At 60.4% G+C, this 12,446-nt stretch carries 7 protein-coding genes; 4 read left to right on the forward strand and 3 right to left on the reverse strand.

Annotated elements, in window-relative coordinates; genetic code table 11:
• Window positions 1–72: 72 nt before the first annotated feature.
• Window positions 73–3,984, reverse strand: a complete 3,912-nt coding sequence (gene hrpA / locus EKA13_RS18025) for an ATP-dependent RNA helicase HrpA (protein ID WP_065760695.1) — start codon at window positions 3,982–3,984, stop codon at window positions 73–75.
• A gap of 436 nt (window positions 3,985–4,420) precedes the next feature.
• Here hrpA and EKA13_RS18030 point away from each other — a divergent pair, with 436 nt between their 5' ends.
• Window positions 4,421–5,785, forward strand: a complete 1,365-nt coding sequence (locus EKA13_RS18030) for a glutamine synthetase family protein (protein ID WP_065760696.1) — start codon at window positions 4,421–4,423, stop codon at window positions 5,783–5,785.
• A 29-nt stretch (window positions 5,786–5,814) separates the two neighbouring features.
• Window positions 5,815–7,122 (forward strand): NAD(P)/FAD-dependent oxidoreductase, encoded by a 1,308-nt coding sequence (locus tag EKA13_RS18035; protein WP_065760697.1) that lies wholly within the window; start codon window positions 5,815–5,817, stop codon window positions 7,120–7,122.
• A 47-nt stretch (window positions 7,123–7,169) separates the two neighbouring features.
• Here the strand turns inward: EKA13_RS18035 and fadD1 are convergent, their stop codons facing one another.
• Window positions 7,170–8,867 carry a long-chain-fatty-acid--CoA ligase FadD1 gene (gene fadD1, locus EKA13_RS18040; RefSeq protein ID WP_065760698.1) on the reverse strand — a complete coding sequence of 566 codons (1,698 nt, stop codon included), beginning with the start codon at window positions 8,865–8,867 and terminating at the stop codon, window positions 7,170–7,172.
• A gap of 288 nt (window positions 8,868–9,155) precedes the next feature.
• Complete coding sequence (fadD2, locus tag EKA13_RS18045; protein WP_065760699.1) at window positions 9,156–10,844, reverse strand: long-chain-fatty-acid--CoA ligase FadD2; 1,689 nt, start codon at window positions 10,842–10,844, stop codon at window positions 9,156–9,158.
• 222 nt (window positions 10,845–11,066) lie between these two features.
• Between fadD2 and EKA13_RS18050 the strand changes: the two genes are divergently transcribed.
• Window positions 11,067–12,011: an alpha/beta hydrolase gene (locus EKA13_RS18050; RefSeq protein ID WP_065760700.1), complete on the forward strand. Its 945-nt coding sequence runs from the start codon at window positions 11,067–11,069 to the stop codon at window positions 12,009–12,011.
• 35 nt (window positions 12,012–12,046) lie between these two features.
• A partial coding sequence (locus tag EKA13_RS18055) for a MaoC family dehydratase (RefSeq protein WP_065760701.1) occupies window positions 12,047–12,446 on the forward strand: 400 nt, incomplete at its 3' end.

The following is a 12,446-nucleotide window of genomic DNA, read 5'->3' on the forward strand; positions in this document are numbered from 1 at the left end:
CGCCGCTGATGTCACCGAGGGCCGGTCACATCAGCGGCGTACGTCGACGAAGTGTGCCACATTTCCAAGCCGTTAGGCTTCCACTTGCCCCCACTGCTTGCTCAATCGCTTATCGGAAATCGGCACCTTGGTGCCCAGTTGTTGGGCAAACAGTGAAACCCGGTACTCTTCGATCCACCAGCGGTACAAGACCAACTGCTCGTCACGCTTGCCTTCCTGGGCATGCTTGTCGGCGCGGGCCTTGAACTGTGCCCAGAGGTTGCTGAGCTCACCGCTCCAGACACGATCCTTCTGTACCTGCGCGGGCAGTTTTTCCAGGCGCAGTTCAATCGCCTTGAGGTAGCGCGGCAGTTCCTTGAGCCAGAGCGACGGTGTTTCCCGAACAAACCCCGGGTACACCAGATTGGCCGTTTGCTGCTTGATGTCGTTCAACGCCACAGCCTGGGCCAGATCAATCTTGCCCTTGAAGCGCTTCTGCAAGCCATGCCAGAGCTTGAGGATGTCCAGCGTCAGACGCGCCAGACGTTCGGCATGCTCGGCCCACTGGCCACGCTTGCGCTCGGCCAGTGACGCCAGTGCAGCACCGTCACGCGGCAGGCTGGCCTCACCCTCAAGGATGCAGCTGTCGAGACTGGCCAGCAGAATGTCCTCGACCAGCGCCTCAATCCGTCCCAATTCGCGGTACAGCAGCCCCAGCTCGGTCAGCCCCGGCAACTTGCCGCGCAGGTACTTGGCCGGCTCGGCCAACTGTTGCAGCAACAGCCGCTGCAAACCGCGACGGTGCTGGTATTCGGCTTCGGCGGCTGTCGAGAACCGCCCCTCCTTGACCGTCCCGCCCTCTTCCACCAGCGCCGGGTACACCGTCAACGACAGGCCGGCGATCTTCTGCTGGGCACTTTGCGCCACCTTGGCAAAGCCCTTGGCCTCCACCGGCTGCTGGCTCTGTGCGGTCTGCGGTACGGCCAGTGCTGCCTGGCTTGCGGCGACGAAACGCGAAGTCAGCTCCGCAAGGTCACGGCCTTCGCCCAGGAACTTGCCCTGGGCATCGACCACCTCCAGGTTCATTTTCAAGTGGCTGTCCACTTGCTCGGCAGCTTCACTCCAGGCTTCATCGCTGACCCGCGCACCGGTCATGCGCAACAGCTCCGCGCCCAATGCGTGGGGCAACGAGCCGACACCAAAACTCATCCGCTGCAAGGCAGCCTTGACGAAGTCCGGTACGGGCACGAAGTTCTTGCGGGTTGCCTTGGGCAGGTTGCGCACCAGCGCAATGCACTTGGCTTCCAGCAACCCGGGCACCAGCCACTCCAGGCGCTCGCCCGGCAGGTTCGGCAACAGCGGCGCCGGTACGCGCAGGGTGACACCATCACGCGGGTGATTAGGCTCGAAGTGATAACTCAATGCCAGGCTCAGGTCACCCAAGCGCAGGGTATCGGGGTACTGGGCAGCGGTCACTTCACTGGCCTCACGGGCCAGCACATCTTCCTCGCGCATAATCAACAACTGCGGGTCTTTCTGGCTGTTGACCCGGTACCAGCTGTCGAACGTTGCGGTCTGATGAATCTCCGCGGGCAGCCGCGCCTCATAGAAGGCGTAAAGGGTTTCTTCATCGGCAAGAATGTCGCGTCGACGTGCCTTGGCTTCCAGCTCGTCGAGTTGCTCAAGCAAGCGCGTGTTGGCCGTCAGGCACTTGGCCCGTGACTGTATCTCACCGCCCACCAGCGCTTCACGGATGAACAGTTCGCGTGACATCAGAGGGTCGATCGGGCCGAAATGCACCGGGCGTCGACCGACGATAATCAACCCATACAGGGTGATCTGCTCATAGGCCACCACCTGGCCGCGCTTCTTTTCCCAGTGCGGTTCGAAGTGGTTCTTCTTGACCAGGTGCCCGGCCAGCGGTTCGATCCAGTCTGGTTCGATCTTGGCGACCATCCGCGCATAGAGCTTGGTGGTTTCGACCAGTTCGGCAGTCATCAGCCATTGCGGGCGCTTCTTGCCCAGGCCCGAAGACGGGTGTACCCAGAAGCGCCGCTGGCGAGCGCCGAGGTAGTCGCCGTCTTCGGTTTTCTGCCCGATCTGACTGAGTAGCCCGGAGAGCACCGCCTTGTGCAGTTTCGGGTAGTCGGCGGGCTCCTTGTTGATGCTCAACTGCAGGTCACGGCAAATCAGCCCCAACTGCCGGTGCGCATCGCGCCACTCACGCAAGCGCAGGTAATTGAGGAAGTTCTTCCGGCACCAGTTGCGCAATGGGCTGGCGGTCAGCGCCTGGCGCTGCTCCTCGAAACCGCGCCAGAGATTGACCAGGGCCGCGAAATCGGAGTCGACATCCTTCCACTGGGCATGAGCCTGATCGGCAGCCTGCTGACGCTCCGGAGGACGCTCGCGAGGGTCCTGCACAGACAGTGCACTGGCGACAATCAGCACTTCCTGCAGGCTCCCCTGCTTCGCGCCTTCAAGCAGCATGCGGCCCAGCCGCGGGTCGACCGGGAGCCGCGCCAGTTGCCGGCCCAGCGGCGTCAGCTGGTTCTCGCGGTTCACCGCAGAGAGCTCTTGCAGCAGGTTGAAGCCGTCGCTGATGGCCTTGCCATCAGGCGGCTCGATGAACGGGAATGCGTCAATCGCGCCCAGGCGCAAATGCAGCATCTGCAGGATCACCGCGGCAAGGTTGGTGCGCAGGATCTCAGGATCGGTAAACGCAGGGCGGGCGTTGAAATCCTCTTCACTGTACAGACGCACGCAAATGCCTGGCTCGACCCGACCGCAGCGACCTTTACGCTGGTTGGCGCTGGCCTGGGATACAGCCTCGATCGGCAGCCGCTGCACCTTGGCCCGGTAACTGTAACGGCTGATCCGCGCCGTACCACTGTCGATCACGTAGCGAATGCCCGGCACCGTCAGCGAAGTTTCAGCAACGTTGGTTGCCAGCACCACGCGCCGCCCGGGGTGGGACTGGAAGATTCGCTGCTGTTCGGCCGGTGAAAGCCTGGCGTACAACGGCAGGATCTCGGTGTGCTTGAGCTGGGCCTTGCGCAGCATTTCAGCCGCATCGCGGATTTCCCGCTCACCGGGCAGGAACACCAGCACATCACCCGGGTGCTTGCCTTCGCTGCGCTCATGGGCGGCGATCTCGTCGAGGGTGGCGAGAATCGCCTGATCCACAGTCAGGTCATCTTCAACCCGATTGCCCTCTTCATCCTGCTCGCTGGTCAGCGGTCGATACCAGGTCTCCACCGGGTAGGTACGGCCCGAGACTTCGATGATCGGCGCATCATTGAAGTGCTTGGAGAAGCGCTCCAGGTCGATGGTCGCCGAAGTGATGATCAGCTTCAGGTCCGGGCGACGAGGCAGCAGGGTCTTGAGGTAACCGAGCAGGAAGTCGATGTTCAGGCTGCGCTCATGCGCTTCGTCGACAATGATCGTGTCATAGCGTTCGAGAAAACGGTCGTGCTGGGTTTCGGCCAGCAGGATACCGTCCGTCATCAGCTTGACCAGGGTGTTGGCATCGCTCTGGTCTTCGAAGCGCACCTGGTAGCCCACCAGCGCTCCCAGTGGCGTACCCAACTCTTCGGCAACCCGCGTCGCAACACTGCGGGCGGCAATCCGCCGTGGCTGGGTGTGGGCGATCAGGCCATGCTGGCCGCGGCCCAGTTCCAGGCAGATCTTCGGCAATTGGGTAGTCTTGCCCGACCCCGTCTCGCCGGCAATGATCAGTACCTGATGCTCGGCCAGGACCTTCTTGATCTCATCGCGCTTGGCGGCAATCGGCAGGCTGTCGTCGTAGCGAATCAACGGCACGCTTTGCTTGCGCGCCGTCACCCGGGCAAAGGACGCCTGCACCTTCTCGACCCACTGGGCGAGTTTGGCTTCATCAGGGTGCTTGCGCAGTTCGTGCAATTGCCGACGCAGTCGATGACGCTCGGCGATCATGGCGTGATCAAGGTTTCTCAACAGTTGATCGATAGCGGGATTCTGGTCAGTCATGGAGTCTTTTTAGTCATGCAGGTGAGCCTGCTGTCGCATGATCGGCATATGATCGGCATAGGTAAGGGCTGCGATTGTCGCAGATTTGCCCCCGCTCGGCACGGATACAGGGTCTCACGGCTTTGTTTAGTCGATACATACCTGAAGGTATATAAACACTGATTTAATGAACCTTATCGACCATGGGAGTATCGGTGCATGACTTCACCCGTGCGCTCGTCCTGCCCTGTATCGCCGCCTTCGTGCTCGAAGGTCAGGGCGCGTTCCGGTGAAAATCCGCTGTTTCACATCATTCTCGCCTTCTGGGCCTTGTGGCATTGCCGCCATGCTCGCCCACCAGACACCCTCGCATTGATCTGACTCCCTACATCGTCAATCACTGGCTGACCTGCCCTGCAGTCGGCACTGTGCGCCTATGGGCGCAAGCGAGACACTCATGCACTTTGCTCACCCCGAGCAGGCCCAGGCATTCCTGGCCGCCAACCCCGATATCGAAATGATCGAGCTGTTCATCCTCGACGCCAACGGTGTGCCGCGCGGCAAGCTGCTGCACCGCGAGGAACTGCTGGCGGTTTATGAGAGCGGTCGCCCGCTGCCCAGCACTATTCTGGGCCTGACCCTTAACGGCGAAGATGTCGAAAACTCCGGGCTGGTCTGGGACGTCGGCGATATCGACTGCCGCGCCTACCCGCTTGAGGGCAGCCTGGTGCGCCTGCCATGGCGACAGATCCCTACTGCCGCAGTGCAGGTCAGCATGCACCCGACTGAAGGGCAACCGGCCGCCATCGCCGATCCTCGGCACGTGCTGATCAACGTGATCGACGCGCTCAAAGCCGACGGCTACTACCCGGTCATGGCCTGTGAGCTGGAGTTCTACCTGCTCGACCAGCAACGCGACGCGGCGGGCCGCCCACAACCGGCACGTGACGCTGATGGCGGACGACCGCGAGGCACCCAGGTCTACGGTCTGCGTGAACTCGAACAGATCGAACCCTTCCTGGCGGACCTGTATGCGGCATGCAAGGCCCAGGGTATTCCCGCACGCACGGCGATTTCCGAGTACGCCCCCGGGCAGGTGGAAATCACCCTGGAGCACGGCGATGCACTCGAAGCCATGGACCAGGCGGTACGTTACAAGCGCCTGGTCAAAGGCGTCGCACACAAGCACGGCATGCAAGCCTGCTTCATGGCCAAACCGTTCGATCACCTGGCCGGTACCGGCATGCACATGCACGTCAGCCTCGCCGACCGCGCGGGCAACAACCTCTATGCCAGCGAAGACAAGGCGGGCACACCCCTGCTGCGCCAATCGGTCGCCGGCATGCTCGATGTGCTGCTCGACTCGCTGCTGATGTTCTGCCCCAACGCCAACTCCTACCGGCGCTTCCAGGCCAACAGCTATGCACCGCTGGCGCCGACCTGGGGCGTGGACAATCGCACGGTGAGCCTGCGTGTGCCAGGCGGCCCAGCCCACACCCGGCATATCGAGCACCGCATTTGCGGCGCCGACGCCAACCCTTATCTGGCTGCAGCTGCCATTCTGGCCGGCCTGCATCACGGCATTCGCCAGCAACTCGACCCGGGCGCACCGGTTGAAGGTAACGGCTATGCCCAGGCCAAGACACTGCTGCCAACCGACTGGCTGACGTCACTCAATGCCCTGCAAGGTTCGTCTTGGGCGCACGAAGCCTTCGGCGGGGCGTTCCTCGGTGTCTACATGGCGGTCAAACGCGCCGAATACCGACAGTTCATGGCCGAAGTCGGCGAACAGGACTGGCGCTGGTACCTGACCCAAGCCTGACCGCTCACTCTTTTAGTAAGGATTACCCCATGAACGCAGCACTTAACCACGGCCCCGCCCCGCGTAGCGCCTCCTATTACAGCGCCAGCCTCAATGACTTCACCGAGTACCCACGCCTGAACGGCAACGTGAGCGTCGACGTGGTGATCATCGGGGGCGGCTTCACCGGTGTCGCCAGCGCCGTGGAGCTGGCCGAACGCGGCCTGAAAGTCGCCATCGTCGAAACCCATCGGATCGGCTGGGGGGCCAGCGGGCGCAATGGCGGCCAGGTCACCGGCAGCCTGTCGGGCGATGAAGCGATGCGCAAGCAGATGCGTGCGCGCCTCGGCGATGAGGTCGACGATTTCATCTGGCACCTGCGCTGGCGCGGTCACCAGATCATCGAACAGCGGGTAGCGCGCTACAACATTGCCTGTGACCTCAAGCGAGGCCACCTGCATGCGGCGATGAAAGCGTCGCATCTGGACGAGCTTCAGGCGTCCTATGATGAAGCGCTAACCCGCGGCATGGGCGATCAGGTCGAGTTGTTGGACCGCCAGGGTGTACGCGAACACCTGGACAGCCCCTTGTACATCGGGGCACTGAAAAACCGCCGCAACCTGCATGTGCACCCACTCAACCTGTGCCTGGGTGAAGCCCGTGCTGCCCAGCAACTGGGCGCGCTGATCTTCGAGAACTCCGAAGTGCTGGACATCATCCATGGCCCTCGCCCGGCCGTGGTCACTGCCCATGGCCGGATCGACGCACGTCAGGTGCTGCTGGCAGGCGACGTGTACCACAAACTGGAAAAACGCCAGCTCAAAGGCAAGATCTTTCCCGCCATGGGCGGCATCGTCACGACCGCCCCGCTGGGCGAGCTGGCGCACCAGATCAACCCACAGGACCTGGCGGTCTACGACTGTCGCTTCGTACTCGACTACTACCGCATGACCGCCGATGGTCGCCTGCTGTTCGGCGGTGGCGCCAACTACTCCGGACGTGATTCACGGGATATTGCCGGTGAACTGCGCCCATGCATCGAGCGCACTTTTCCGGCACTCAAGGGCATACCGATCGAGTTTCAATGGAGTTGTGCCATGGGTATCGTGGTCAACCGCATCCCGCAATTGGGCAAGCTGTCGGAGCACGTCTGGTACTGCCAGGGCTACTCCGGCCATGGCATCGCCACCAGCCATATCATGGGCGAGATCATGGCTGAGGCCATGACCGGGACGCTGGAAAAATTCGATACCTTTGCCGGGTGCAAGCACATCAAGGTGCCAATGGGCGATGTGCTGGGCAATCCGTTGTTGGCGGCCGGCATGTGGTATTACCAGATGCTTGAGAAACTGCGCTAAACCCATTGCGGGCCAAGGCCGGCTCCCATGGAGCCGGCGCAAGTGCCTCAGGCAATCTTCTTCAGACCCAGTTTCTTCAGTTCTTCATCGCGCAGTTCGCGGCGCAGGATCTTGCCAACGTTGGTGGTCGGCAGTGCATCACGAAACTCAATGAAGCGCGGCACCTTGTAACCTGTGACGTTGGCGCGCATGTGCTCCATCACCTGCTCCTTGGTCAGCGTGACGCCGGGGCGGGCAACGATGAAGAGCTTGATCACTTCACCAGATTTCTCATCCGGCACGCCGATTGCCGCGCACTGCAATACACCCGGCAGCGCAGCCAGCACATCCTCAAGTTCGTTCGGATAGACGTTGAAGCCAGACACCAGAATCATGTCCTTCTTGCGGTCGACGATGCGCATGTAACCGTCTGCCTGAATCACGGCAATGTCGCCGGTCTTGAGCCAGCCATCGGCATCAAGGATCTCGGCCGTCGCATCCTCGCGCTGCCAGTAGCCCTTCATCACTTGCGGGCCTTTGATGCACAACTCACCCACTTCGCCCAGTGCCAGTTCACGCCCGTCATCATCGATCACCTTGCAGAGTGTCGAGGGCACCGGAATGCCAATGGTGCCGATATGGTTGCGTTCGGCCGGGTTGACGGCGGCTACCGGGCTGGTTTCGGTCATGCCGTAGCCTTCACAAATGGCACAGCCTGTGACGTCTCTCCAGCGCTCGGCAACCGACATCTGCAACGCCATGCCTCCCGACAGGGTGATCTTCAGCGCCGAGAAGTCCAGCTTGCGGAAATCGGCGTTGTTGCACAGGGCCACGAACAGGGTGTTCAAGCCGACAAAGCCGCTGAACTTCCACTTCGACAGTTCCTTGACCATGGCCGGCAAGTCACGCGGGTTGCTGATCAGGATGTTGTGGCTGCCAATCAGCATCATCGCCATGCAATGGAAGGTGAAGGCATAGATGTGATAAAGCGGCAGCGGCGTAATCAGGATTTCGCAGCCTTCATTGAGGTTGGAGCCCATCAGCGCCCTGCACTGCAGCATGTTGGCCACCAGGTTGCGGTGGGTGAGCATTGCCCCTTTGGCCACCCCGGTGGTGCCGCCGGTGTACTGCAATACCGCCACATCGGAACTGGCCGGATTGGCTTCCTTGATCGGCTGACCACGGCCCTTGTTCAAGACATCATTGAACTTGACCGCCTTGGGCAGGTGATACGCCGGAACCATCTTTTTCACATACTTGATGACGCTGTTGATCAACAAACGCTTGAGCGGTGGCAACAGATCGGCAACTTCGGTGACAATGACGTGTTTCACTTGGGTCTTGGGCACAACCTTTTCCGCCAGGTGCGCCATGTTGGCCAAACAGACCAGCGCCTTGGCGCCGGAATCATTGAACTGATGCTCCATTTCCCGTGCGGTATACAACGGGTTGGTATTGACCACGATCAGGCCGGCCCGCATGGCACCGAACACTGCAACGGGGTACTGCAATACGTTTGGCAACTGCACCGCGATACGATCGCCGGGCTGCAAGTCAGTGTGCTGTTGCAACCAGGCGGCAAATGCCCCGGAAAGTTCGTACAACTCTCCGTAGGTCAAGGTTTTGCCCAGGTTGCTAAAGGCCGGTTTATCAGCGAAACGTTGGCAGGACTGCTTCAATACCGCCTGGATATTCGGGTACTCATCCGGATTGATCTGCGCGGCAATCCCGGTTGGGTACTTATCCTTCCAAAAGTTCTCGATCATGGAAGCCCACTCCTCCAGCACCAGCGAATTCTTCACCGCAGTCGATGCGATTATTATTGATATTAAGTTCCGGTTTATTGCAAACCGAATGCTCAGAAGCGCGCCGAGAGTAGCAGCTTTGCCAAGGCCCGCCTAGGGCTAAAGCAGCCTAAACAGTCACAAAAATGACTTATAGACTATCAATAGTCACTTTTAGAGTAATTAGTCTACGAGTGCGGTTTTGTTCCCGTCACATCGCCGGCAGCGCATCTCCTGCAAGAGGCTGCATTGCCGACGATGCGCATCACGTCACGCGATGTCACGCAGCTCGCGGCGCAGGATCTTGCCCACCGCCGTCATGGGCAACGATTCGCGCAGCACGATGTGCTTGGGCACTTTATAACCGGTGAAGTTGGCCTTGCAGTAGGCCTTGAGCTCTTCCAGGCTGATGCCCTGTTCACGTGGCACCACGAACAGCTTCACCGCTTCGCCAGAGCGCTCGTCCGGCACACCAATGGCTGCGCAGTTGGCCACCTTCGGGTGCGCCATGACCACATCTTCGATTTCATTCGGGTACACATTGAATCCCGAGACAATGATCATGTCTTTCTTGCGATCGACAATCCGGGTGAAGCCATCCGGATCAATGACCGCGATATCACCCGTCTTCAACCACCCTTCGGCATCCAGCGTCTCGGCAGTAGCCTCTGGACGCTGCCAATAGCCTTTCATGACCTGCGGCCCCTTGATACACAGCTCGCCACGCTCACCCAAGGGCATTTCATGCCCTTCGTCGTCGATAACCTTGAAGGCCGTACCCGGCACCGGAATGCCCACCGTCCCCAGGCGGGCCTGCTGACCATACGGGTTGGTGCTGGCCACCGGAGAGGTTTCGGTCAAGCCGTAGCCTTCGACGATACGGCAGCCCGTCAGGCTCTCCCAGCGCTCCGCCGTGGCCTTGACCAGGGCCGTACCGCCCGAGTTGGTGACCTTCAATGCAGAAAAATCGAGCGTCTTGAAGGCCGGGTGCTCCATCAGTGCAACGAACAACGTGTTAAGCCCCAGCAGACCGGTGAAACGCCACTTCTTCAGCTCGTTGATAAAACCGCCAATATCTCGCGGATTGGTGATCAATACGTTGTGGTTGCCCGTCACCATCATGCACATGCAATTCGCGGTAAACGCATAGATGTGATAGAGCGGCAACGGCGCGATCATCACTTCCTGGCCATCCTTGATCATCTTCTGGCCGTCCGGGCCAAGCTGGGAAAAACACGCCAGCACCTGCAGCATGTTCGCCACCAGGTTGCCATGGGTCAGCATCGCGCCCTTGGCCAGGCCCGTGGTACCACCGGTGTATTGCAGCACCGCGACGTCGTCCAGGCCCAACGACACAGGCCTCAAGGCATGCCCCTGCCCCAGCTTCAACGCGCGCTTGAAGGGCACCGCTTGTGGCAAGTGGTAGTTTGGAACCATTTTCTTGACCGTGGCGACGACCGTGTTGACCAGCCAGCCTTTGACCGTTGGCAAGAGGTCGCCCATCTTCGCTTCGATCAAGTATTCGATCGCTGTATCGGGCAGAACCTCCTGAACCAATTTGCCGAACATGTTCAGGTAGACCAAGGCACGGGCACCCGAGTCCTTGAACTGATGACGCATTTCGCGGGCGGTATACAGCGGATTGGTATTGACCACGATCAGCCCCGCACGCAGGGCACCAAATACTGCAATGGGATACTGCAGTACGTTGGGCATCTGCACCGCGATGCGATCACCGGGGACCAGGTCGGTATGCTGTTGCAAGTAGGCAGCAAAGGCTGCCGAGTGACGATCAAGCTCGGCGTAGGTCAACGTCACCCCAAGGTTGCTGAATGCCGGGCGGTCGGCAAATCGCTTGCATGAGCGGTCGAACACTTCAATGACCGACCTGTAGGCGCTCAGGTCAATCTGCGAGGGAACCCCCGCAGGGCGTTTATCATTCCAGAAATCAGCTTGCATTTATTCTTGTCCTCATACCTGAGCCGTTCCGGACCGTCTCGTCTCCAGACAACGGTGCTTTGCCGACGTTAGCAGGTATGCCTCGGACGGCAAACACGCCAAAGACGGCATATCTGACAAGCTCTGTAACTAAGGATGTGAATCCTGTTGCCAGTGGCCAGTCCCCCTCCTGACTGGGATATACACTGAGCAGATCACGCGATATGCGCAAAAGGAGCCGCCATGCACCATGACGCCTTCTGGCTGCCGGCCAGCGATCATTGCAGCCTCTATGTCTATCAGTGGCTGCCAACCGGCCCGGTCAAGGCCGTAGTACTGCTGGCCCATGGCATGGCCGAGCATGCAGGCCGCTACCAGCGACTGGGCGAAGCGCTGAGTGCCGCTGGCTACGCCCTTTACGCCCATGACCAACGCGGTCACGGACGAACGGCGGAGCTGGGTACGCGAGGCCTGTTCTCGCAACATGAGGGCTGGAGCAAGGTGGTCAATGACCTGGGGCTGCTCACTCAATACATTGGCCAACAGTACCCCGGTACACCGGTGTTTCTGCTCGGCCACAGCATGGGCAGCTACATTGCCCAAGCCTATCTGCTGCACCACAGTGCGAGCCTGCAGGGGGCGATTCTCAGCGGTTCCAACTTCCAGCCACCGGCGCTGTACCGAGCGGCCTGCCTGATCGCTCGGTTCGAAGCCTGGCGCCAGGGGCCCCTGGGCCGCAGCGCACTGATCGAGTGGCTGTCATTCGGTACCTTCAACAAAGCCTTCAAACCTAACCGCACAGCGTTCGACTGGCTTAGCCGCGACCCTGTAGAGGTCGACAAGTACCTCTCCGACCCCTTGTGCGGCTTTCGCTGCAGCAATCGCCTGTGGATCGATCTGCTCATGGGGCTGGAGCAGATCAGCCAGCCGAGCAACCTCGCACAGATCGATCCGAACCTGCCAATCCTGATCATTGGCGGCGAATGTGATCCGGTCAGTGCCGGCAAGCGTCTCAAGGATCTGGCTGGTGCATTGCGTCTGGCCGGCAACCAGCACGTGCAGCTGCAACTGTATCCGCAAGCCCGGCATGAGCTGTTCAACGAAACCAACCGCGACGAAGTTACGGCTACAGTTATTGACTGGCTCGAGCGGGCCCTGGCCCTTGGCCGCCCCCCTCGTTGTGAATAACCCCTGCCTCGTCGAACCTGAAGGACTCCACCTCAATGACCCAGGTCACCAACACGCCTTACGAAGCCCTCGAAGTCGGCCAGACCGCCAGCTTCAGCAAGACCGTCGAAGAACGTGATATCCAGCTGTTCGCCGCCATGTCCGGCGACCACAACCCGGTGCATCTGGATGCAGAGTTCGCCGCCAAGAGCATGTTCAAAGAGCGTATCGCCCACGGCATGTTCAGTGGCGCACTGATCAGCGCCGCCGTCGCCTGCGAGCTGCCTGGCCCGGGCACGATCTACCTGGGTCAGCAAATGACCTTCCAGAAGCCCGTGAAATTCGGCGATACCTTGACCGTTCGCCTGGAAATTCTCGAGAAGCTGCCGAAGTTCAAGGTGCGCATCGCCACCCGCGTGTTCAACCAGAACGATGAACTGGTGGTAGACGGCGTAG

Origin of the sequence: Pseudomonas defluvii, assembly GCF_001695625.1 — a bacterium.
In the GTDB taxonomy this organism is placed as follows: domain Bacteria; phylum Pseudomonadota; class Gammaproteobacteria; order Pseudomonadales; family Pseudomonadaceae; genus Aquipseudomonas; species Aquipseudomonas defluvii.